The 23,714-nt window shown below is 31.5% G+C and carries 21 protein-coding genes and 2 pseudogenes; 3 read left to right on the top strand and 20 right to left on the bottom strand.

Annotated elements, in window-relative coordinates; translation table 11 throughout:
* Positions 1-21 precede the first annotated feature (21 nt).
* The 4 genes from CLMAG_RS14050 to recQ all read right to left on the bottom strand — a co-directional run bounded on the left by CLMAG_RS14050 (position 22) and on the right by recQ (position 6,990).
* Positions 22-2,463: a VIT and vWA domain-containing protein gene (locus CLMAG_RS14050; RefSeq protein WP_066623495.1), complete on the bottom strand. Its 2,442-nt coding sequence runs from the start codon at positions 2,461-2,463 to the stop codon at positions 22-24.
* A 318-nt stretch (positions 2,464-2,781) separates the two neighbouring features.
* Positions 2,782-3,585: a zinc transporter ZupT gene (zupT, locus tag CLMAG_RS14055; RefSeq protein ID WP_066623498.1), complete on the bottom strand. Its 804-nt coding sequence runs from the start codon at positions 3,583-3,585 to the stop codon at positions 2,782-2,784.
* 181 nt (positions 3,586-3,766) lie between these two features.
* Positions 3,767-4,579: a DUF166 domain-containing protein gene (locus CLMAG_RS14060; RefSeq protein WP_066623500.1), complete on the bottom strand. Its 813-nt coding sequence runs from the start codon at positions 4,577-4,579 to the stop codon at positions 3,767-3,769.
* A 260-nt stretch (positions 4,580-4,839) separates the two neighbouring features.
* Positions 4,840-6,990: a DNA helicase RecQ gene (gene recQ / locus CLMAG_RS14065; protein WP_066623509.1), complete on the bottom strand. Its 2,151-nt coding sequence runs from the start codon at positions 6,988-6,990 to the stop codon at positions 4,840-4,842.
* A 184-nt stretch (positions 6,991-7,174) separates the two neighbouring features.
* On the opposite strand from recQ, the gene crcB (CLMAG_RS14070) reads away from it, so the two are divergent.
* Positions 7,175-7,594: a fluoride efflux transporter CrcB gene (gene crcB / locus CLMAG_RS14070; RefSeq protein WP_066623512.1), complete on the top strand. Its 420-nt coding sequence runs from the start codon at positions 7,175-7,177 to the stop codon at positions 7,592-7,594.
* A 98-nt stretch (positions 7,595-7,692) separates the two neighbouring features.
* Positions 7,693-8,049, top strand: a complete 357-nt coding sequence (gene crcB, locus CLMAG_RS14075) for a fluoride efflux transporter CrcB (protein ID WP_066623518.1) — start codon at positions 7,693-7,695, stop codon at positions 8,047-8,049.
* A 274-nt stretch (positions 8,050-8,323) separates the two neighbouring features.
* On the opposite strand, the gene CLMAG_RS34730 is transcribed toward crcB (CLMAG_RS14075), so the two are convergent.
* From CLMAG_RS34730 to CLMAG_RS14140, 16 genes and pseudogenes are all read right to left on the bottom strand, one after another.
* Entirely contained in the window at positions 8,324-8,581 is a 258-nt protein-coding gene (locus CLMAG_RS34730) for an ABC transporter permease subunit (RefSeq protein WP_073393230.1), read from the bottom strand.
* Positions 8,487-8,684 carry an ATP-binding cassette domain-containing protein gene (locus CLMAG_RS34985; RefSeq protein WP_082831934.1) on the bottom strand — a complete coding sequence of 66 codons (198 nt, stop codon included), beginning with the start codon at positions 8,682-8,684 and terminating at the stop codon, positions 8,487-8,489. Before CLMAG_RS34985 ends, CLMAG_RS34730 begins: the two co-directional genes overlap by 95 nt.
* Before the next feature lie 649 nt (positions 8,685-9,333).
* A complete protein-coding gene (locus CLMAG_RS33740) occupies positions 9,334-9,546 on the bottom strand; it encodes a uroporphyrinogen decarboxylase family protein (RefSeq protein WP_242873037.1) in 213 nt (70 codons plus the stop codon).
* Positions 9,506-10,420 (bottom strand): annotated as a pseudogene (locus CLMAG_RS14085) (uroporphyrinogen decarboxylase family protein). The gene CLMAG_RS33740 and the pseudogene CLMAG_RS14085 overlap by 41 nt, the downstream one beginning before the upstream one ends.
* Before the next feature lie 29 nt (positions 10,421-10,449).
* Positions 10,450-11,462, bottom strand: a pseudogene (locus CLMAG_RS30810) (putative manganese transporter).
* A 37-nt stretch (positions 11,463-11,499) separates the two neighbouring features.
* Positions 11,500-12,126: a GTP-binding protein gene (locus CLMAG_RS14095; protein ID WP_073393228.1), complete on the bottom strand. Its 627-nt coding sequence runs from the start codon at positions 12,124-12,126 to the stop codon at positions 11,500-11,502.
* Between the two features lie 12 nt (positions 12,127-12,138).
* A complete protein-coding gene (locus CLMAG_RS14100; RefSeq protein WP_066623523.1) occupies positions 12,139-13,860 on the bottom strand; it encodes an ASKHA domain-containing protein in 1,722 nt (573 codons plus the stop codon).
* Positions 13,861-14,215: 355 nt separating this feature from the next.
* Positions 14,216-14,650: a uroporphyrinogen decarboxylase family protein gene (locus tag CLMAG_RS14105; protein WP_066623525.1), complete on the bottom strand. Its 435-nt coding sequence runs from the start codon at positions 14,648-14,650 to the stop codon at positions 14,216-14,218.
* Entirely contained in the window at positions 14,637-15,131 is a 495-nt protein-coding gene (locus CLMAG_RS14110; protein WP_082831935.1) for a uroporphyrinogen decarboxylase family protein, read from the bottom strand. Before CLMAG_RS14110 ends, CLMAG_RS14105 begins: the two co-directional genes overlap by 14 nt.
* A gap of 4 nt (positions 15,132-15,135) precedes the next feature.
* Positions 15,136-15,333, bottom strand: coding sequence for a uroporphyrinogen decarboxylase family protein (locus CLMAG_RS31760; RefSeq protein ID WP_278330848.1), 198 nt, complete (start codon positions 15,331-15,333; stop codon positions 15,136-15,138).
* A gap of 20 nt (positions 15,334-15,353) precedes the next feature.
* The gene (locus CLMAG_RS14115) at positions 15,354-16,502 is read right to left on the bottom strand and encodes a double-cubane-cluster-containing anaerobic reductase (RefSeq protein WP_066623528.1); all 1,149 of its coding nucleotides are present in this window, start codon (positions 16,500-16,502) and stop codon (positions 15,354-15,356) included.
* 279 nt (positions 16,503-16,781) lie between these two features.
* Entirely contained in the window at positions 16,782-17,879 is a 1,098-nt protein-coding gene (mnmA, locus tag CLMAG_RS14120; protein ID WP_278330850.1) for a tRNA 2-thiouridine(34) synthase MnmA, read from the bottom strand.
* Between the two features lie 158 nt (positions 17,880-18,037).
* Positions 18,038-19,204: a cysteine desulfurase NifS gene (nifS, locus tag CLMAG_RS14125; protein ID WP_066623542.1), complete on the bottom strand. Its 1,167-nt coding sequence runs from the start codon at positions 19,202-19,204 to the stop codon at positions 18,038-18,040.
* 208 nt (positions 19,205-19,412) lie between these two features.
* Entirely contained in the window at positions 19,413-20,033 is a 621-nt protein-coding gene (locus CLMAG_RS14130) for an MtnX-like HAD-IB family phosphatase (protein ID WP_066623551.1), read from the bottom strand.
* Positions 20,034-20,120: 87 nt separating this feature from the next.
* The gene (locus CLMAG_RS14135) at positions 20,121-20,567 is read right to left on the bottom strand and encodes a hypothetical protein (RefSeq protein WP_066623554.1); all 447 of its coding nucleotides are present in this window, start codon (positions 20,565-20,567) and stop codon (positions 20,121-20,123) included.
* Between the two features lie 411 nt (positions 20,568-20,978).
* Entirely contained in the window at positions 20,979-22,253 is a 1,275-nt protein-coding gene (locus tag CLMAG_RS14140) for an IS110 family RNA-guided transposase (protein WP_066616512.1), read from the bottom strand.
* A 452-nt stretch (positions 22,254-22,705) separates the two neighbouring features.
* Between CLMAG_RS14140 and CLMAG_RS14145 the strand changes: the two genes are divergently transcribed.
* Positions 22,706-23,551, top strand: coding sequence for a CsxC family protein (locus CLMAG_RS14145; protein ID WP_082831936.1), 846 nt, complete (start codon positions 22,706-22,708; stop codon positions 23,549-23,551).
* Positions 23,552-23,714 lie beyond the last annotated feature (163 nt).

The following is a 23,714-nucleotide window of genomic DNA, read 5'->3' on the forward strand; positions in this document are numbered from 1 at the left end:
ATAAATCCTGAATTTTCTCATTTACAAAGTTTTTAATCCTTTTAATACAGCTAATTTAGCCATACTAAATATAGAATTATTTTCAACACTTATTACTATTTTTTCTGTAATACTTTTTCCATCTTCACTTACTTTAAATAGTGAAATTACACTTTTCTTAAACGAATAGTCTGTTAGATTATTTAAAATTTCTTCAGTATCTTCTCTTTCTGTTAGAATCTTATATAAATTACTAACAGTTTTGTGTGCCTTCTCTAAATTTTTAACTTTAAGTATTCTCTTTTCTATAGCACCATTTAAAGCAAGAATTGTCATTTTTGCAATTCTACTTTCTAATTTAGAGTTTGGCTCTATACAGTTAGTATAAATGAATTCCATAGATTTATTTAATTGATTAAAATAAATATCTATATCATCATTTCCAATACTAAAAGCTAATAATACCATAGCAGTAGTTTCTATCTTATCTTCTATACTATAATCTTCATAGTCTACAAAGGCTCCATCTGCTAACTGGTTTTTTGCAATTATTCTTAGAAGTTTTTCTCTTGGATATATCCTATCAAGATATATGTTATCATCAAGATGTTTCCTATCACTTTCCTTTATATATTCATTGTTAGATTTAAACTGAAAGCCTACCTGATCATTTTCCTGAAATTCTTCTAAATCAGCCTTATCAGCTAATGTACTTTCCTCAACTTTAATTGGAATTATATTTCTAAGTTCAATACCAAGTACAGGCTCATTTCTTAATTCTAAGAAAATAAATGTGGTTTCTGGACTTATAAGTCCTGTATCTTTAGACAATTCTATGACCTTTCTTCTCATTGATTCCTTAACTTCTCCACGTTGTGTCCGCATACTTTGTTCTATAGACTTTATTCTCTTTCTAACCCATACTTTTTTAAGAAGACTTGTATTTTCCTCAGTATTAAAGTTATCTAAATTTACCTTTTTCACATATTCCTTATTTCCAATCATACCTCTTATTGTGATTTCACCACTAACATCACCTAGTACATCTGCGAAAATAGAAAATGGCTCTCTATCATACATATAATCAATAGTTCTTGGATATGTTGACTCAACCTTCAAGGTGCCCCAATCAATTTTCATATCTTCCACCTCTGGGTTTTGAATTCTATTAAACTGTCTTAATACGACATCTTCTATTCTTTCTCCCTTATTAGTAAATTCCGCTTTTCCATAACTCTCATGTGCTAGCTTATTAAGAAAATAATTATTAGTTGCAGAATCTATACCAAAGGTGAAAATTCTATTATCACCTATATTGACTCTTACATAATTTAGTATTTCCTCTTCTTCTTCTACTTGATCATCAGTAAAGATTAGTATTGTATTATGCCCGCCTTCATTTTCGATGCTATGCTTTATACCACTAAAAATATCCGCATCACTTTCTGTTTCTAAGCTATCTATCCATCTTGATGCTTTTCTTAAAGTATCTGCATTAAATTGTGCCATGCCTTCATCCCAAAAATACTTTAGACTGTCGCCCATAGCAACAATATCAAAGGTATCTTCTTCTGAAAGATTTCTAATACAAAGCTGTAATGCATTTTTAGCTTGCTCTATTTTATTTCCCTTCATTGTTTCTGAAATATCTATAAGAAAAACATAGCTTTCATTTTTTTCTTCTTCGAAATCCTCTAGTTCTGGTACCATTCTAATATAAACTAATCCTCTTTCTTGCTCTCCTTCTTTGTATTCATATATCATTCCATCAGCTTCTAAAGGGTTTTGCTCTTTCATTATAAGTACAAAATCTTTATCAATAGATTCATACTCGTCTAATACATTAATTCTAGCTACAGTGTCACCTTCTCTTTCTACTTTTAATTTGTTATAAGGAGATTCAAATTCTAAAGGACAAAGTGATTCAACTAAAATATTAGTTTTAAACTCAAAATCTCTTTGTTCACTATCATCATTAATAAACTTTTTTAATATACTTTGCTTCAAGTTATTGATAGTTGTTCCTTCCTCTGGTTGTCTTGGTTCAAATATAGAAGGGATTACAAGTTTATATGTATTGTCTTTATACTGAAGATCATCTATGTAGGATAATTTTATTTTTACTGTTTCACCAGAAATAATTCTACCTATACTTATTTTAAATAGTCTAGGTTTAAATTCTTCTAATAAAAAAGCATTATCACCTCTTGTTTTTGCATTTTCATAAATTTTTATAGCTTTCTCTTTTTCTTCAACTATAGTCTTTAAAGTTCTTCCTCCAATTTCAACTTCAAAATTTGAAATCAACGCTGTTTGGGGAATCGGAAACATATATATTCCTTCGATGTCTTTTTCCCCTTTGTTCTCATAATCTTGATGTATGGATATTTCAGCATAACTACCACATACATTACCGTTAATACTAAGTTTTTTTAGAACCATTCCTTCCGCATTACCTTTTACTTCTTTAATTCCATATCCCATTTCAAAACCACCTTTTATGACTTTTATTTAATTATACCAAATATTTCTTATTTATAGTATGAACAAAAGTTTTATATTTATAATGCTTATTTTGGTTAACTTTTATTCTAATTAACATAATATTTAATATGTTATCTATTTAGATTATTATTTTTTATATTTAGTTTACATTTGGTTTCTTTACATAATATTTTATATGTTAATATTATATTAATCATTGCCAAATTTTTTGCGAATTTATAATTTAAGTAAGCCTAAAAAACCGGATAAAAAATGACTTTTGTCCGGTTTTTTCACTACTGATTTATTAATTTATTTTTATATAAACAATAACAAGCTGATGGCCATTACTGCCATACCGGTTACAAGTCCATATATGGAAAGATGATGTTCACCGTATTCCTCAGCAGAAGGCAGTAACTCATCAAGAGATATAAATACCATTATTCCTGCTACTGCTGCAAAAATTATACCAAACACCAGATTGTTCATAAAAGGCATCAATATTAGATAACCAACAAGTGCCCCAACAGGCTCAGAAATACCAGATAGAAAAGAATATAAGAAAGCTTTCTTTCTATTCCCTGTAGCGTAGTAAACAGGTACCGATACCGCTATTCCTTCTGGTATATTGTGTATAGCTATAGCTACTGCAATTGGTATAGCTATTGATGGTTCCTGAAGTGCAGAGATAAATGTTGCAAGACCTTCCGGAAAGTTATGTATTCCAACAGCCAGTGCAGTGAATATTCCCATTCTTAGTAGTTTAGAATTGGAGTGACTATCTCTATCTTTAATATCTTCAACTTTATACATATCATGGGGATTTTCCCCACTTGGAATGACTTTGTCAATAAGTGCAATAATAAGCATTCCTCCGAAAAAAGCCCCAACTGTAAGCCATGACCCTGCTTTTATTCCAAGTTCAGCTGTAAGGGAAGTTTTCGCTTTGAAAAATATTTCAATCATGGAAACATAAATCATTACTCCTGCTGAAAAACCAAGGCTTATAGATAAAAATTTAGTATTAGTCTTCTTGGCAAAAAAAGCAAGAGCACTGCCTATTCCTGTGCATAGACCTGCGAAAAGGGTTAAACTAAAAGCAAATATAACGTTTTCCATTTCCCTGTTTCACCTCCTAAATTATATTTTTTTATAAAACAGAACCTATGTATACATATATTATATTACAAAAAACACCTCAAAAAAATACTTGCATATACTCAAAAGAACTTTTATTAGTACTATGCAAGTATTTTGCGAGGCTTGTTCCTAGTTTTTAATTGAAAAATAGTATAATAACCTATTTTTCAACTCTAACAATTTCAGCATATTCTAGTGCACTGTAATGAGTATATCCACCTATATGAAGGGGAGTGTCTCCTAGTTCGTTATCCACGTGCATACCACCAAGGCAAGGATAGCTGTGCCAGAATTTAGCTACAGATTTTTTTGCTTCTTCTCCAAGTTTATTACCTATAAGATGTTTTGCAATATTGTAACCATTACCACATGGGGCGGAAATAATAACCTTTACATCAACTATAACATCATCATTATTTACATATATTTTAAACTTTGGTTTTCCTAACTTAAATTCGTCAATAAATTGATTAATTATAGGAAACTTATCATATCTTAAGGTGCAAAAAGGTTTAGGAAATGAATATTGTAAATTATACTTTTTACACTCTTCTATAACTAGTTCTCTAGTCCATTTTGAAAGCCATTCTTTACCTTCACAAGGAACTAATAATCCCTTTCCACCGCTTTCCTTTATAATCCTAGGCAGTTCAACAAGTATATCTTGATGAATTCCTATAACTACTGCTAAATCGTGTTCTTCAAATTTACTTGGAAGATACTTTAAAGGTTCATCCTCAAATAGTTGATAGAAATCAGGAAGCTTAACTATTTGAGTGATACTATCTTTAAAATTCAAATTATATTTTCCTCTGCACCACGTACATTCTTTTCCGCAGACTGTACATACTTCTTTTGTATTTTTTAAGTGAGGTGTAAATTTCGTATTAGCAAATCTAGTGTCCGTTTTTATATAAAATTCGTTTTCTGGCAATCTGTCACTTTTTTCTGAACATATAATCAATAATTTCATTTTATTTCCCTCCCAAATAAAAACTATTTTGTTATTTATTCCACTATAATAAAAATCAATATAAAAGTCTGTAACAATCGTTACCCTTTTAACAATTTTCGCTATAGCATATTTAGTAGAATATAAAAGGAGGCTTCTTCGTTCGTTGACTATAATTAAAGTGTAAATAATTATCCATTTACATAACTTTTATATGACATAGATAAAAGGATGTATAGCTTTGTGTAAATCACATCTATACATCCTTTTTTAAATTAAAATTATATCTTAATTTTAATTTTGCATAATACAGCCTTTATTGCAGTGTAACTAACTTCCTCTGGAAGTATTTCTTTTATAGGCTTTAACTTTTCTGCTCCTGCCTTTTTTATAGCTTCAATAATAGCCTCCTCATATTGCTTAGGTATTATCGAATCTAAATCAACATCCATACCCTCTAATACACATCTCATTATGTGATCTTCAATCGTGGTAAATTTCAAATTTCGAAGTTCTGTTATTTCTTTTAATGATTTTCCTTCATTAAACATATTCAATGTTATAACATGACTTGGTATTTCTTCCTTTTCTATAGCAACTTCCTTATGGTTTTCGTTATGCTCGTTATAATTTAACGTTCCGCTCATCCCTTGTAAATTATTATCTTTAACATAGTTTACAATAACCTTTAAAAATTCTTCTCCATATTTTTTTAACTTTGACTCTCCCACACCCTTAATACTAAGGATAGCCTCTTCATCAATAGGATATTTTTCACTCATTTCACGTAGAGTACTATCTGCAAAAATTATGTATGGCGGAACCATTTCTCTTTCAGAAATACTTTTTCTTAAAGCTTTTAAGATTGCAAATAGAGAATTATCTTCTGCAGCTTTTACTTTTCTCTTCTGTATCTTTTGGAATACCTTTTGTTCTCCCTTAAGTACTTCCACGGCTCTTTCTTTAAGCCTAACTACAGGAAACTGCCCCTCTGAAAGAGCTAAGTAGTTGTCTGCAATCAAAATATTTATAAGATCCTTAACTTCCTTTATGGTATAACCCTTCATAATCCCATAAGTCGAAAGTTTATCAAACTGGAGTTCTATTACTTTTTTATCCTTGGATCCCTTAAGTACCTGAGCAACAAGCACAGTACCAAATCTCTGTTTCACTCTAGCAATACAGGAGAATATCTTTTGCGCCTCAATAGTTATATCTGTTAGCTCAGTTTCATCCTTACAATTGCTGCAGTTATCACACTTTTCTTTACCACTTTCATCTCCAAAATATTCAAGAATATATTTTCTTAAACACTTTGTGGTATGGCAATAATCCACCATATCTTGAAGTCTTCTATATTCATTAACTCTTCTTTCTTCAGAGAATATACTTTGCTCTATTAAAAACTTTTGAAGCACTATGTCCTGTGCAGCAAATAACAAGATACATTCACTAGGCTCACCATCTCTTCCTGCACGACCAGCTTCTTGATAATAAGCTTCCATATTTCTAGGTATATTATAATGAATTACGTATCTTACATTAGATTTATCTATTCCCATCCCAAAAGCGTTGGTAGCAACTATAATATTAATGTTATCATATAAAAAATCCTCCTGCGCCTTTGTTCTCTCAGAATCGTTTAAGCCAGCATGGTATTTGCCAACGGAATAACCTTTAATCTTAAGAAGTTCATAGATACTGTCTACCTCTTTTCTGGTGGCGGCATAAATTACCCCTACGCTTTCCCTATTATCCTCAACATATTTTAATATATAATCCTTCTTATTTTCTCCTCTAATCACAGAAAAGAAAAGATTTTCTCTATCAAAACCTGTAGTGTATATATCTGGGTCTTTAAGTCCTAATAATCTTACAACATCATTCTTTACATCCTCAGTAGCTGTGGCTGTAAATGCAGAAATAATAGGTCTAGGAGATATATTCCTTATTAACGGGGCAATACTCCTATAGCTTGGTCTAAAATCATGTCCCCATTGAGATACACAGTGAGATTCATCAATAGCCACCATAGAAACCGGCATTGTTTTAAGTAACTGACAAAAACTTTCTGACTCCAATCTTTCTGGTGCCACATATAGCAACTTAGTATATCCACTTACTGCCATAAGTATTCTTTCCTGAACTTCATGTTGGTCAAGGGTACTATTTATAAAAGATGCCTTTATACCTATATTATTAAGAGAATCTACTTGATCCTTCATAAGTGAAATTAAAGGTGAAACAACAATAGTTATTCCGGACAGCATAAGAGCTGGTATCTGGTAACATATAGATTTACCAGCTCCAGTCGGCATTATTCCAAAGGTATCCTTACTTGTTAATATACTATTTATGACTTTTTCCTGACCTTCTCTGAAGGTATCATATCCATAATATCTTTTTAATAGTTTTTTTGCTTCCTCAATCATTTATCAAACCTCCTGTGTACACGCAATAAATATTATATCATTTAATTAAAGGCTATGTCACAATTTAATACCTTATTTATGGACAAATCTTAACAGTTTTAATCCATTATTCAGTTAATTATTAAATTGCTTGTACATCATAAATAAAATATAGTATATTAATATAAGAAAAAGGGGTGATTAAATGAAGAAATATATCTTTATTGGTGCCGGTGGATTCTTAGGTGCAATTTTAAGATTTTGGATAAAAACTATTCCTCTCCATAATTATAAAGAATTAATACCTATAAATACTCTATTTATCAATGTAACAGGAAGCTTTATTCTTGCACTAATAACCACAGCAGCACTTGAAATATTCAAAATGGATGTAGACATAAGACTTGGCATATGTACTGGTTTTTTAGGAGCCTATACTACCTTCTCTACTCTCTGCAAGGAAGGCTCTGAACTTATAAACAAAGGCTATTATTTTTCTTCTCTTTCCTATATTGTAAACTCAGTGATTTTAGGTCTTGTAGCTGCCTTTTTTGGCGTTGTTTTAGCTAGAGAAGTCCTTAAGAAATATTCAAGTAAGCATATTAATAGTGAAGAAGTAACTTAAACAAGATTTTAAATTAATCTGACTCTTGACCTAAGTCTATATACTTAAAGGTAACTAGGACATGCTACTTTCGAATTAAACTATTAAGAGGTGTTATTATGGAATTTTTATTAGTAGGTATCGGAGGAATTTTCGGCAGCCTAACAAGGTTTTCTTTTGGAAAATATATTTCTGATCATTGCAAATCACATTTCCCAGTAGGAACTGCATTAATAAATATAACTGGAGCTATTCTGCTTGGAATTATAAGCAGCGCTAATGCTAGTAGAAATCTATATTTACTTTTCGGTGATGGATTTCTTGGAGCCTATACTACCTTTTCAACATTTATGTATGAAGGATTTAATCTATTTCAGGGAAGGGATAAGCTAAATGGCTTTACTTATATACTTATGTCTATAATATTAGGTTTACTAGGATATAATATTGGCACAAAAATAGGGTCTTTGCTATAGATGACAAAGACCCTATTTTTATTAATTTTATGAAGTGGAAACCTGAATCAGATGGGGTTTCACCCCCACCTAATTCTTAGTTGAGCGAGTCCAGGGACGTAGCCACTCTAATGCTCCCTCTTTGAAAATAGGGAGTATTAGAGCGGGTAGTCATCGGATAAACAATTTTATCATAAATACTATGAGTACGTAATAATTGGAGTTCTTTGAATTTCCCAGCAGTCTTTACAGAAGTATTAGTCGTTTATAGTCCAACGTAAAATTCTACACTTCATTACATCAACAAGCACATAATTCCAACCAATACAATTGCGATAAAGATGAATCCAACACCTACAAGATCAAAGCGTGCAAAATCAGAGTAATATTGAACAAAATAGCCCATGCCTGAGGTCGCCCCAAACATTTCCGCCACTGTAAGCATTACAAATGAAAATTTAAGTGCAATAGCGCAGCCTGAGAGTATTGCAGGAGAAGCTGCAGGAAGTATAACAACGAAGAAATGTGCTTTTTCCGCAACCGGATTGACCAAGTAAGCAAACAAAGGCTCCAGCTTTAACCTCAATATTTATATCACCTAATATCAGTTCGCTATCATAAGAAAAACTCAATTTTTTTACAGATACATCCAGCATATATTTCCTCCTTTTTCTGCTGTCACTTACTCAATGATAATTTATACAACTTTTTTCATGTATAACTTAAATCAGCATTACATAAAACAAAAATACTATATTTATCAAAGTTTTATGTAATTAGTTTCAGCATAATTTATAGTAAGATTATCCAACTTACAACATTTACAAGTATTATGTCTATACATACAGATAAAAACTTAATGATATTAAAAATTTTTTTACTTTTACACTACCGTATACGTTTACCATAAATATACTTAAATTATACAATTGTCTATAGTAAACATCAAATATCGATTATATACATTCATTCTGCATTATCACATTTTTAAATAGTTATTGAATTATTTATTAACGTATGATAAAATATTTTTTTGACATATTATTCAAAAATGACAACCTTTTGACTAAATCATCCCATTATATTTCCCCCTACTTGCTAAGGCATTTAATTTAACGTCGAAAGATGAGTTCTATTTATATACTAATTTTCATAATATTAGCTATATTGGAATATAATTTTGGCATAAAAAAAGGGTCTTTGCTATAGATAACAAAGATCCTTTTTTTAGTCTTTTCATAAATTCCCGAAAATCATTTCCCAGGTAATACCATAATTGTAATTGCACTACAACTTTTTTATTATTTAATGCTGCTTCCCAAGCATTCTTTGAAGTTTCTCAGGATCTATCGGATATCCTATTTCCCTTGCAGTCTCCATCTTAGTCTGTATATTTTCAAGAGGTGTCTCTACTGGAAGACTGCATCCGGACATTATTGTATACCCTTTAGGACTATCATATCCCTCAAGTACACAATTAATAACAGCATCCTCTAATTTCTTTAGAAGTTCCAGCATACATTACATTAGATGGATCTACATTTCCCAGCATCCTCATTTTATCCCCTATTGTTTTTTTACATTCAGCTAAGCTAACAATGTTATCCATACTAAAACCAACTACTCCAATAGAAGCCATCTCGCCTATATCATTCCAAATTTTTTCTGTCTTTCCACATATATGAATCACTGTTGCCTTTCCTTTTGAATTTATAAACTCTACTAATCTTCTTAAGTATTGAAGGCAAAATTTTCCAAAATGCTTTGGACTTATTATTGTACAGGACCCTAAGGGTTCTGATATAGTAGGTGTTAAACCTAAGTTTATTATTACCTTGGCATATTCAATACACGTTTGAAGGGAAATTTCACAAAGCTTGTGAACTGCTTCTGGATTTTTAAAGAATAACCTTGTCATTTCTTGGGTTCCAATAAGAAAGAAAGCATTTGAAAAAGGCCCTACAATCCCCGCTGAACAAGGTACTTCGTCACAGATAGCATCTTTTAGATATTTCATAGCCTCTATGAATACAGGTAATCTTCCATCTTTATATGGATCTGCTATTTTAATTTTATCTATATCTTCAATATTTTCTACTACAGGCTTAAGTAGGTCTGCAGTGTTATCTTCTGGTAAAATAAGTTTCTATCCCATAGCTTCTGCCCAAACATATAAATCTGTAAAAACTCTTACTCCATCCATTCCATATCTTCTATAAGCCGATATTTGCGCCTCAGCAATAGTTTTACCGCTAACATTAAAGTCGGAAATCTTACATCTATGTATTCTTGCTACTCCATTAGCTATGTTAAGATTACAAGGTAGTCTATCTACCACTCGTCCCTTACTTAAGGCAATAGACCTTTCCATTGGTGTCATTTGATCCTTCATAATACTGCTCCCCCTATAATTTTTTTTATTTATATGTTTTTACTATGCATTTTACTTACTAAAGTTTTTGCAAACTTAGCTGCTTTTGAAACGTCCGTAGTATAGCCATCTGCTCCTATCTTATCTGCAAACCCTTGAGAAATAGGCCACCCTCCTATCATAACTTTAATCTTTTCCCTTAAGTTTTCTTCTTCCAATATTTTTATAACTTCAGCCATGCCATTCATAGTATTAGTCATAAGAGTAGATAGTACTATTATGCTTGCTCCAACTTCCTTTGCCTTATCAATAAAATCTCTTACTGGGACATCCCTTCCAAGATCAATAACTTCAAATCCCTCTGTTTCCATCATAATTTTAACTAAATTTTTGCCTATATCATGAGTATCCCCTTGTACAACTCCAATAACAATCTTATGTTTATCTTCATTTTCTTTTGCCTTCAGATGGGGCTTTACAACGTCAATACCAGCATATACAGCTCAGAACACATTAAAAGCTCAGAAGAACTTTTTCCAATGATAGTATTAAGCCCCTCTTCTCCAATCTTCTCCATACCTAAATTTATAAGAAAAACTGTAACTACAAGAAATATAAAAACTTTAAGAGTATACATTAGATTTCTAACAAATATATTTCTATCACTTTTACACCTAACACAACCACAAGCTATATCGTATATTTTAAATCTGTTCCTTTTTTCCTTAATAAAATAGTTCACCGCATATCCACAAAGTATTCCTAATATAACTTTGGAAATCATAATTTCAAACATAAGTAATAGCTTTTCTGGATGAGCACCTATTATAATAAGAGCTTCATCTGAACTAGATATAAACACTGCTACTAGCATACCAATGGATATAAGTCCACCACTGTATAAGTTAGCCATTGCAACAGGAATTCCACATTGTGGTATTACGCCAAGAATGGCTCCTCCAAAACAATCATATTTTGAAAGCTTGTCTATTAAATGATTATCTTTATTTATGGCATTCATTAAATAATCTACAAGGAAAAAAACTATAAATAATATGGGTATGGTTTTGCTGTATCATTAATGCTATCTATTAATATATCTACCACTTAAATAATCCTCCAATTTTAGTATTAAAGAGAGCCTTTATTTTCTTTTGATTTATATTTTTTCCTATTATACAAAGCTTGCCAGTAGATTCCAGCTTACTTTCATATATTTCATATTGTCCATTTGCATAACTAAACTCTAAGTCTTTATCAGCACCTTTTAAGAACCCTTTTCCTCTTATAACTATTCCAAATTCAGATTCTTTTAATTTTTCTAGAACCTCTTTAAGACTATCTTCTGTAAATTTCTTTGATGTTTTTATACCCAAGGTATCAAATTGATTATCACTGCATGGTTTATATTCTGTGTAAAACAAATTACTAAAATCTATACTTAGGTCTAATCTAAGCAGCTTTTGTATTTCTTCATGATTCATTTCACTCCAATTTGCAGTGATAATTGGTGATTTTGAATTTATAGTACACCTATCTACAAACTCAGGACTTTTCAAAATATCAATTATTTCACTTAGAATACTAATACCAGTAGGTTCAATGACCACTCTTTCTGGGCTGTATTCTTGAAGAATTTTGCTAAATATTTTTACAAAGTCCTTTTTCATAATACAGCAAATGCATCCACTGGTTATTTCAAAAACATCAAAGCCATCTCTTTCCACTATATATACATGTTAAAAATTTAAAGCATTAATAAAATAGTCTTGAAAATCCTCTCTTGTAGAAAGTTCAATTACTCTTATTCTCTTTTTCATTTCACTCATTTCTTTAAATTTTTCTTTATTAATAAGTGCAATTCTTGCACCTTCAATAGAAGAATTTCCAACAAAATTTATTTTTCCTCTAAAACCCTTTGGGATAATCCCAACGATACTTATACTTTCTGGGTTTAAGTGATATCCAAAGGCTCCTGCTATAACAGCCTCTTCAATATCCTCAATTCCAATATTTATTTCCTTTAAAAGCATAGATATTCCTGAGGCTATAGCACCTTTTGCTAATTGTATTTGTCTTATATCTTTTTGTGATATATAAATGTCCTCTGTTATATAAAACTTTTTGTCTTTAAGTCTGTCTTTTAGACTTTCCGGTAGTTCTTTATTAAATCTCCCGGTAAAATGAACTACATTTGACTTGATTAAACTTGCTGCAATATCCAAAAGGCCGCTGCCACAGACTCCCTTGGCTTTTTCTCCTCCTATAGTTGTATATGTTATATTATAATTTTCATCTATACTAAAGCTATCTATAGCACCTTCCTCTGCCCTTGAACCACAGGAAATATTCATTCCCTCTAATGCTGGTCCTGCTGCAGTAGAAGCTGCTGCCATTTTACCCTCTGAAATAGCAACTATTTCCCCATTAGTACCAATATCAATAAAAATAGATGAATGCTTTCTGTTTTGAAAATCTACTGCAACAATTCCTGATAAAATATCTGCACCTACATAGGCGGAAGCAGAAGGAAGTAATGTTAAAATACCTTTTTCATTTATCTCTATACCTAATTCTATTGCTTTAAAATCTAACTTATCTAAGAAAACCGGTCTATATGGAGCTTGAGCAATAGCATCTGGTATTACTCCTAAAAAAAGATGAAGCATTGTTGTATTAGCTGCTATTATTACACTATATACACTCTCAATACTATATCCTTCACTTACCAATTTGTTGATCATAAGGTTAATCTTTTTTCTTATAGACTTGCTTAGAAGGTCTACTCCATCTTCTTCAATACAGTAGGTTATTCTAGAAATTACATCTCCTCCAAATTCTGTTTGGGGATTTAATGCAGAAACTTTGTTCAGAACCTCTCCACTCTCCATGTCTACTAGGTATGCAGAAATTCCGGTAGTACCAATGTCTACAGCTACCCCTAATGGTATATCTATAAATTCCTTAGCCTCTAAAAGTTCATTGTTAAAGGTTATGCCATATAGTTCTTTATTCTTTTTTCTTTCTACTAATCCCAGCTCTTTTATTACATTAATGTCGCTTACTTTAAAATCCAAGGTATCTTTGTAGGGAACAAAACTTTTCTCATCAAATAATGGCAGTCTTACTCTTTTGATACTGTTGTTTACTTCTATTTGTATTGAAAATCCCCTATTGATTGTTTTTAGGCTTTTCTCTTCCTTTAATAATTCTACGGTAGCATTCCCCTTTACCCTAGCCAAGCATGCAAGTCTTATATCATGATTTTCAGTGTACTTTTGTTCCTCATCTGTCTTGGAATATAATTCTCCAAATGCCTTAACCTTGCACTTACCACAAACTCCAATACAGTTGCAGGGTGTTTCTATTTTAAGTCCTGCTTTTCTAATACAATCAATCAATTTTGTGCCTTCTTCTACTTCTATTACAATATTTTCTTTTATAAAGTTAACTTTTGGCATTCCACTAACCTCTTCTTTCTTTTGTTCAATTAATGTTATTGTATAAAAAAACAAACATTTTTTATACCGCTCATGCACTACTATTTTATTTTATCATATATTCCTTATAATACTTTATTTGTATTATCATAGCCTTTAGATACATTATAAAAAAGTGCTGTCTCAAAATAACCTTCTATTTTGAGACAGCTTCTTCTTATTGTATAAGGATCTCCCACACTACAGAATTGGTTATCTTTAATGGAGTTCTTTTTATAAAGGAATTTCCTATAAATTTTACATCTTTTCTTTCTTTTAAGATTTTATTTATTGCCTCACCGTAAGTTATATCATCATCAAAAATTAAAGCTTGAGACTAGCTAAAGCCTATAGATTCAAAAGCTGTAGATGTTTTCCCACAAAGATGAATTATTACATCCTGTAGATAAGGCCCTACTCTTTTTAGTATATTATATGTAGTTTTTCCGCTGTAATCCTTATATACTTTAGGCCCTACAATATCTAATGCTCCTACTGGGTCTCCATAGGATATTATTTTAGCACCCCTTTTAATGCCTTCTAATATATAGTCAACAATATTGTCTTCTATAGCTTTTAAAATCCTTTCTATAGCTTCCTTGTTATTTCTTATTCCCTTATAAAATACCATAGGATCTATAAGGGATGATATTATTGTAAAAGGTCCTTCTACGCTAAGCACTGCTGTTTCTCCTTGATTCTTAAGCATTTCTACTGAATTAAGTACTTCTTTTATCCTTCCACAGGTTAAATCTATTTTACCTATAGTCAATACAATTCTTTGTAATTGATTTAATTAAATATTCATTTATATATCTTAAAAATTCATAAGCCTTCTCTGGCTCTTTTCTAAGCATCTTTAAAAACATCAATGGATCTATAGCAGAAGTTGCTGTACTCATATGCCCGGTTACATTGCCTATTACAGGAATTTCATCATTTTTAAGCTCTTCAATAGCCCTTAATACTGTGCTCATTCTGCTTTCATTTCTAGGAACTACTTTGTGATTTTTCATAATTTCTTCAAGAGGTGCGTTATTATATTCTATAACCCTCTCTTCAACTATTTTATCTCCAATTTGCACTTTAGCTCCTAGGGGTTCCGCTTCAACTATCATAGCAAAAGGTACTCCATAATTTTCAAAGCCAATGTTATCATATATTCTTCTAACAACTTGAGCCATAGCCTTGTAGTTAGTATTGTGGTTCTCCTCTATATCATCTAATAACTCTGTTACACAAGCACTCATCATCCCCCTAGGACAAATCACCGGAGTCTAATGCTTTATAATAAACAGGAAACTTTCCATCCTGTGCATCTGCAACATGTATTTTTTCTAGGTCTTCTTCGCTTTTTATAATATGGTCGGCACAGTTTGCAGGCTCATCATTAGAATATTCAAGTGGTGCACCCATAGCTTCAGCTATATAAGAACAGTTTGTAAATAAATAGATTAGGTCTTACTTGAATCTTTTTATAGCATCTCTATAAACGCAGATATCCTAGTATTTATTTGACCTACATCTGTCTGTGAATAATCTGTTTCTATACTCATAAAAGGAACATTCTTTTCTTCATTCACAAATTTCTTTATACTATAAGTCTCAACGCTGTAAGTATGGCAGGCTTGAAGAATTACATCTATAACACCATCAACCTTATAATCATCAATTAGTTCTGACATAAGATTTATTCTATTATCATTTGGACTCATGCAAGAGCATCCAATGTTCAAGTATTTATCAACAAGAGCATCTATAGGATCAACAGTTTCATCCACCAGTCTGCAAGTTTCTTTCACTCCTGTGCAATTTTCATAACAAACAACTACTCCACCATTTTCTTCTACAGCTCTTATGATTTTTTCTGTAGCATCGCCCATAGGACATCCTGTTATAAGTATTCTTTTAGCATTTGGCAAAACTTTTCTTTCTCCTTGTTCATACTGTTCTTTAGTTTCTCTCACTAAGGTTTCCAATTCCTTTATTTCCTGTTCCTTGTCCCATTTAAAGGACGCACCACTTAATACCCTTAACAACTCAAGACCAGTTATAGGAGGTGGACACATTTTTCCAAGTTCATAAAAATCTACTAAGGCTTTTCTTTCTCTATTACGCAATTTAATAGAATCTTTTAAATCCTGCTCTGTTATTTCTACATTAAATTCTTTTTCTAATTTTTCTTTAAGTTTAACAATTTCATTCTTCCACACCGTGTATGCATCTTCACCTTTAGAGGTTTGAGGAAGCTGCATAACATGTACATTTTTTATTTCTCCTAAATATTCATACATCTTTTTCTTACCATCACAAGTTGTTTCGCCTACTATTAAGTCAGAGAAATAAAAATATGGACATTTGTCTGTAATAGCGAACCCATAACTGGATTTTATAAGAGGGCATAAATTTCTTGGAAGATGCTTTTCTGCATCCGGTATTGTTTCATCACTCTTTGCACACAGTGAAACCCCGATTGCACCTGCTGCATGTATAACTTCCCAAGGGGTAAAAGTACAAAATGTACCTACAACCTTACTACCCTCATCTTTTAAGTTTTTAATAGTTATAAATCCATTTTTTCTTGATTCGCTAAAATCATCAAATATCTCAGGCAAATTATTCATAAAAACACATCTCCTATCTATATTTAAATTTCCCAGATATTATTTCAAAACTAAATACAATTACTACTATTACATTTTATCATACATTCCTCACAATCCTTTATTTGTATTCTTTATATCCTTCTCTTGTTTTATAATAAAAACTTATACCGAAAATTCAAATCTATAGGGTACACTATCTTGCATTATTTTAATGCTATTTCAAAGCGAAACAAATAAAAAAGAAAGATACCAGGACTTACTTATCAAAGCCTAGGTATCTTTCCCTATTTCATCTGCCTATAAAATTTCGTCTATAATTCCGCCACCAACTAGAAGATCCTTACTATAAAATACTACTGATTGACCTTTTGTTATGGCACGCTGTTTTTCATCAAACTTAACTTTTACTTTTCCATCTTTAAGAGGAGTTATCCATGCCTTTCCAGGCTTAGCTGAATATCTTATTTTAGCTTCTACTTCCATAGTGTCCTCTAATTTATCGAAAGGAATAAAGTTTATATCCTTTGCAACTAATTCAGTTTTAAATATATCTTCTTCACTTCCAAGTACTACTACATTAGTTAAAGGGTTTATATCTGTAACAAAAACCGGCTTTCCAAGGGCTATCCCTAATCCCTTTCTCTGACCTATAGTATAATAAACTATTCCTTTATGCTTACCTAATATATTACCATGCTTATCAACAAAATAACCTTCTTTAACTTTATCTGGGACCTGCTTTTTTATATATGATCCATGGTCATTATCTGGAATAAAACAAATTTCTTCACTGTCTTTTTTATTATGAACAATAAGGCCTATTTCTTTAGCAATCTCTCTAATTCTTTCCTTCTTATACTCACCACAAGGCATGAGAGTATGAGAAAGCTGAAATTGTGTAATATTATAAAGAGCATATGTTTGATCTTTTTTATCATCCTCAGATCTTTTAACTAAATATCTGTCATTATGCTTTTCTATAGTTGCATAGTGTCCAGTAGCAACATAGTCAGCTCCTAACTCCATTGCTTTCTTTAACAAAGCATCGAATTTAATGAATTTATTACATGCCACACAAGGATTTGGCGTTCTGCCTTCCATGTACTCATCAATAAAATAGTCTATAACATTCTTTTTAAATATGTCTTTAAAATTCATAACATAAAAAGGAATATCCAACATATAAGCTACCATTCTAGCATCATCTACAGCACTTAAAGAGCAACAGCCACCTTCATTTGCTTCATATTCCTCATCTTCCTGCCATACCTGCATAGTTACACCTATAACATCATATCCTTGTTCCTTTAACAGGTATGCAGCAACAGAACTATCTACGCCTCCACTCATACCAATTACAACTTTTTTCTTCACGTTTATCACCTTTTCTAATATAAATTTATTCAATGGTTACGCCCTGAATTCGTTCAACTAAGAATCAGTTAGATGTTAAATAACTAAATTTTATTTAACCTGACTAACTTGACGTAATCTTGCTTCAACGGCCAAAGCCTCAGGTCGCAGACGAAATCCATCTGATTCAAGTTTCAACTTCATCTATTATTCCATTTTTCATTACTTTTTCTAAATTCTTTTATGGTTTCTGGAATTACCTTCATTAAATACTCTACTTCCTCTTCTGTAGTTCCTGAACCCATAGAAAGCCTTAAAGAATTTTTTGCTAATTCAGCAGGGATTCCTAGAGCAAGCAATACATGTGAAGGCTCAATTGCTCCTGCAGAACAAGCACTGCCGCTGGAAGCAAAGATACCCAAGTTATCAAGCTTCATAACCAATATCTCTCCATCTATGCCCTCAAAACTCATGTTCACATTACCTGGAAGCCTATCTTCTCCAATTGCCCCATTTAGTTTAGAGCCCGGTATTTGTAGAAGTCTTTCTATAAGCTTATCCCTTAAACAGCTTAATCTATTCGCTTCATTTTCCATATTTTGAACTGCTAGTTCTATAGCTTTACCCATTCCAACAATACCTGCTACATTTTCTGTACCAGCTCTTTTTGCTCTCTCTTGGGCTCCTCCATGAATAAGGTTATGTATTTTAATACCTTTTCTGATGTAAAGAGCACCTATACCTTTAGGACCATAAAATTTGTGAGAAGCTATCGAGAGCAAATCTATATTCATAGCTTTAACATCTATAGGAATATTCCCTACAGCCTGCACAGCATCCGTATGAAATACAATACCCTTTTCTCTGCAAATTTTTCCTATATCATTAATAGGTTCTATCGTACCTATTTCATTATTAGCAAACATCACAGATACAAGTATAGTTTTATCATTAATTGAATTCTTTAAGTCTTCTATGTTTATAAAACCAAACTCATCAACTGGTAAATAAGTGATTTCAAAACCTAGCTCTTCTAAATATTCACAAGTATGCATAACTGCATGATGTTCAATACCTGTTGTAATTATGTGGTTTCCTTTATCCTTGTTTGCAAAGGCTATTCCCTTTATTGCCCAGTTATCTGCTTCTGAACCGCCGCCAGTGAAAAATATCTCATCACGTCTTCCATTAATACCACCTGCTATTTTTTCTCTAGCAATGTCTATTGCCATTTTAGTATTTCTAGATATTCGATAGATTGATGATGGGTTTCCAAAGTATTGTGTAAGATATGGATTCATTTCCTCTAAGACCTCTGGTTTTATATAAGTCGTAGCTGCATAATCCATATAAATTTCTCTTTCCATTGTTATCGCTCCTAATAAATTCTGAGTATTTTAATATGATATAACTATTCTATTTTTAAAAGTAATTTTTGTCAATATATTTAACTACATACATAAAAACAAGACTTATTTTGATAATAGATTTTTTAAAATTATCAAAGCAAGCCTTAATGTTAGTTTTAACTTTAAATTTAAGTTTCCGTCTTAAACCCCTAGATTTATATTAACTTTAAATATGATCTAATACGTCATAAAAAGTATCAAAACCAAAATACGGTATCTCATGTTTTTCGCAATATCTTTTCAGATGAGATTTTGCAAATATAACATCTGCATGAATACAGGCACATATATCTGAATATCCATCTCCAATATAATAAACTTTATAATCTTTACGTTTCAAATCTTCAACTAGTTTTCTTTTACAGTTTCCGCATATACTACACTCTTCATTTTTATTTGAAAAAGAAAGTTTCCATCCATTATTATAATCTGCATCATTACAGAATATATCTAAATTTTCAATCCCATTTTTCTTTAATATCTCATTTATATATACACTATATCCATCAGAAGCAATTATCAACTTATAAGAATTATCATTTATTTTGTCAACTAACTCTTTAAAACCCGGATTAATTTCAAAGTTATTAGCATACTCTTTTATTTCTTTGTCGGTACTTTTAACTAAGTTCCATAGTCTTTCACCACATTCTATAGTACCTATTTTCTTATCAATCCAAAGCTGTCCTATTTCCTTCCAACCTTCTGATGCAAAGTTTTTTATTATAGAAAAACCTACATCTTCTCTTGTTACAGTGCCATCAAAGTCTATTATAAAAGCCCTCATGAAATCTTACCTCCATATATTACTTCTTGTTCGCCTATCTTAGATAAGAGAAATATTCTTAGCTTAATTATACATAACCAGCAAAACTTATTCTATGAGTTCCTTTATATCCTTATAAATATAAATATTTGATATACCACCATAGTATCTTATTATATCATCTACAACAGTTATTGGAGCTTCAAAGCCTGAAGATATCAGTTCTTTTATCCTTAGAAATTCATCGTCCTGTGAATTAATTGTATCTATATCTATAAATTTGAGCTCTGTATTATTTTTCACATCACTACTTTTGATATATTCCCTTAATTCTTTATATGCATCTCCAATAGTTTTCGACATATTTATTTCATTATTTGCACAACATTTATTTCCTTTGTTATTACACCCGACTTCACCGCTGCAGCAACCTTTTTTCTCTCCCTTTGAAGAATTACAGCAACTATTTTTTTTATTACCACTACCACAACCACAACCTGAACTTATTAGCTGTTTTTTTACTCCATATATTTTAACTTTAATTGTTTTATTCATATACAAAAATTTCCTTTCTTTAACACTCTTTTGGTAATAGTACTATAGAGCGATCAGAGCTCTATAATGTTAGTATACTTGTACTGAAACTTATAATAGCTTGAAGATTATTGATAATTAGTTATCGTGCAAACATTCCAACGGATAAAAATTATTATACCATTGAAGTTTTAATTTATGCAATTATAAGTAGTCTAATATAAGAAACTAAGTGACATATTTCAATACACTGCATATTATAAACTAGAATATGAAATATTAGAATTCTTTCATATTCACTTATGGATTAAAAGCAATTTGGTAATATGTCAAGAACAAAATGAAAAGAAAATCAAATGATTTCTTTAAAAATGGGTAACCTTAATAAACATACAGTCCAATGAGAAAGTATGTTCGTATAATTTATATAGATTAATCTACTCTATTTGAAGAGTAGAGCTGATTTTTAGCCAGCAATCCAAAAATCATACGAATAAGTTTACGAGATGTTAGCGCGAGTGCTCGTTTGTGCTGATGTGTAGTTACTTCAGCAAATTTCTTCTGATAGAACTCTTGATATTCAGGAATATGGCAAACAACACTTCCTGCAGCTTCTATGAGATAATAGCGTAAATAACGGTTACCAGCTTTGTTCATAGGTGTATTTTCAGCTTTAAAACCTCCAGATTGATTTTCTTTCCACACGATGCCAGCGTATTTAGCAATAGCATCATTACTAGGAAATGCATGCACACTTCCTAATTCAGCAAGAATGCCACTGGAGTAAACAGGGCCAAAACCAGGAATAGACATTAATATTTTGTATTCCACAGGATTCATTCCCATAACAGCTTTTTCAATGGCTTTGTTAATACCTTTAAGTTCTTTATCAAAAGCCTGAATACAGTTGAAAGAACAAGCAATAGAGGTTGTTAATGGCTCATACAAACATTTATCAAGACGGTATGAATTACGTGCAGCTTGCTGCAAAATTTCAGCAGTCATCTGAGGATTAGAAATCCTTTTCCGACTTTTTCTATTGACGAAGTCAACAAGTTCTTCAATTGATGTATTTGCAATATCTTCGGAAGATAGAAATTCAGTAAGTATTGAAGATGCGGTAGCACCGTATTTATTAGAAAAAGGATGATCTTCTCCCTGTAATAATGCAAATTCGCTGAACTTAAGAAATACATTGGATAACATGTAAGTTTTTTCTCTAGTTAAGCATTCAACAATATGAAGTCTGTGCCTTGTAAGTCTTTGCAGAGCAAGATATTGAGAACCACGCCAAGGTTCAATATGAATTCTGCCAACTCTTGCAAAGTCAGCAATAACAAAAGAGTCAATGCCATCATTTTTATCAAGAGAATTAAAGGATTCTTTGTAGTTAGCAACTTCCTTAGGATTCAAGCAGTAAACATAAGGTTTGTAAGTCATAAGTTTTTCACTAGCAGATAAAAAATTGGCTATATGTACTCCATAAAAGGAAGTAGATTCTAAGCCGATTATAACAGCTTTAAAAGTATTGTTTTCTAAAACCTTAACAAGCATGGATTCAAGTTGCTCTGCACCAAATTGCGTATTAGGAACAGGTTTCATCTTAATCAAGAATTCCTGTTCAAAATTAATAGCAGAGACAACATTTTGTCTCGCACCAATATCGATACCAACAAATAGAGTTGATAAGTAATCTAATTTCTTCATGAAATCACCACCTTTCAAAAATAATGAGGAAATTAGAAAGGATTATCCTAATCCAAAGTACTAACTGCAACCTCGCGTAATTAGCATTCATCCAGACGCAAAACCTTGCTGGTGGCTGCGAAAGGAGATGCAACATTTGTGTAAGCAGAATATGATACTTTGGTCAGGCTGCAAGCTTTACAGGCAATAACACAATGTGTTTTGCAGGAGGAATACAGCAGTAACCTTCGCTAAAGTTCCGTTATGACTATTTTAGCATTAGAAAATCCTTTAATAAATAGTAGGTTAAAACAGTATAGATCGGAAAGTATAAGAATCAGCAATACTGAATTGGGAGAATCCCCACTAGAAAAATTGAGATGCTTTCTTAATCTATACAAAATATAAAAAATAAATAAGTTTATAGGCAGTAAATAACTGCTATAAACTTATTATACGAGGAGGATACAAATATGAATAAAGAGAACGAAGCTAATGACAACATTCTTGGATACGTTGAGGAAACTGCTGATAGCACATGTTCATGTTCACAAAGTGAATCTGAATGTGCTCCACAACGTTGGTGTGGAAAAGTTGTTGATGCAAAGACAGAACCTGGTTGTGAAAATACACCTGTAGTTCCTAAAACTATAGATAAAGGCCTTTTTGTTACAAAAATTCCTATAGTGTTAGCTGAAGCAAATGTATCAATCCCAATTATGGCTGAACTCAAATTAGAAGACAATGCCATAGAAATAAAACGTATTAAAAAGAATGTATATGTAACTCAATGTCACCTTCTTCCTACAGATCCTTGTGATACTACAGGAACTTTATTCATTGAAGGATTTATTAGAAAGAATATTGAATATGCTACTGAAGAGTGCTCAAATGATGAAGTTATATGCGGTAGAATTAAACACTGTACCTTTAAGGTACCTTTTAAATGCACAACTACAGTTTGTTTCTTCAGAAAACCTGTTCTTAGAGGGCCTATTTTTCTTCAAAATCCACCTACAACCGAAGCAGAAATATTTCAAGATACTCTAAAAAGCTGTGATGTTTGTAGAGAGCCTGTAATTGGAAAGGATCCTTGTCAGCAAAACTTTAAAACCACTGAGTTCTTTAATGAACCAATTTTCTGTGAATTAGTAAAAGCAATCTTTAATGAAGCAGATATTCATAATTGCCCACAAACAAGTTGTACTGATCCTACAGAACAAAGTTTCCGTAAAATTACAGAAAAAGTACTTTTAACTCTAAAAATAAAAGTATTACAAAAACAGCAGGTAGCTCTTAACGCAGAAGATTTATGCTAGATTTTCTAAAATCTTAAGGGTTTCATGAACAATATAACTATCTATGTAAAAATCAGTGCATAGATATAGACTATACATTAGAAAAAGAATATTCATACGAATAGTAACAAATATACTAAGTAGCTCATACATTATAGTAGAAAGAATTTAATTTTTTCAAAGA

The organism is Clostridium magnum DSM 2767 (assembly GCF_001623875.1).
GTDB lineage: Bacteria > Bacillota > Clostridia > Clostridiales > Clostridiaceae > Clostridium_AM > Clostridium_AM magnum.

Excerpts from the sequence above, each read along its gene's own strand:
- CLMAG_RS14050 (WP_066623495.1), bottom strand. The coding sequence starts at position 2,463 with ATGGGATATGGAATTAAAGAAGTAAAAGGTAATGCGGAAGGAATGGTT.
- zupT (WP_066623498.1), bottom strand. The coding sequence starts at position 3,585 with ATGGAAAACGTTATATTTGCTTTTAGTTTAACCCTTTTCGCAGGTCTA.
- CLMAG_RS14060 (WP_066623500.1), bottom strand. The coding sequence starts at position 4,579 with ATGAAATTATTGATTATATGTTCAGAAAAAAGTGACAGATTGCCAGAA.
- recQ (WP_066623509.1), bottom strand. The coding sequence starts at position 6,990 with ATGATTGAGGAAGCAAAAAAACTATTAAAAAGATATTATGGATATGAT.
- crcB (WP_066623512.1), top strand. The coding sequence starts at position 7,175 with ATGAAGAAATATATCTTTATTGGTGCCGGTGGATTCTTAGGTGCAATT.
- crcB (WP_066623518.1), top strand. The coding sequence starts at position 7,693 with ATGGAATTTTTATTAGTAGGTATCGGAGGAATTTTCGGCAGCCTAACA.
- CLMAG_RS34985 (WP_082831934.1), bottom strand. The coding sequence starts at position 8,684 with ATGCTGGATGTATCTGTAAAAAAATTGAGTTTTTCTTATGATAGCGAA.
- CLMAG_RS33740 (WP_242873037.1), bottom strand. The coding sequence starts at position 9,546 with ATGCTGGAACTTCTAAAGAAATTAGAGGATGCTGTTATTAATTGTGTA.
- CLMAG_RS14100 (WP_066623523.1), bottom strand. The coding sequence starts at position 13,860 with ATGCCAAAAGTTAACTTTATAAAAGAAAATATTGTAATAGAAGTAGAA.
- CLMAG_RS14110 (WP_082831935.1), bottom strand. The coding sequence starts at position 15,131 with ATGATGAGTGCTTGTGTAACAGAGTTATTAGATGATATAGAGGAGAAC.
- CLMAG_RS14115 (WP_066623528.1), bottom strand. The coding sequence starts at position 16,502 with ATGAATAATTTGCCTGAGATATTTGATGATTTTAGCGAATCAAGAAAA.
- nifS (WP_066623542.1), bottom strand. The coding sequence starts at position 19,204 with ATGGAAAGAGAAATTTATATGGATTATGCAGCTACGACTTATATAAAA.
- CLMAG_RS14130 (WP_066623551.1), bottom strand. The coding sequence starts at position 20,033 with ATGAGGGCTTTTATAATAGACTTTGATGGCACTGTAACAAGAGAAGAT.
- CLMAG_RS14135 (WP_066623554.1), bottom strand. The coding sequence starts at position 20,567 with ATGAATAAAACAATTAAAGTTAAAATATATGGAGTAAAAAAACAGCTA.
- CLMAG_RS14140 (WP_066616512.1), bottom strand. The coding sequence starts at position 22,253 with ATGAAGAAATTAGATTACTTATCAACTCTATTTGTTGGTATCGATATT.
- CLMAG_RS14145 (WP_082831936.1), top strand. The coding sequence starts at position 22,706 with ATGAATAAAGAGAACGAAGCTAATGACAACATTCTTGGATACGTTGAG.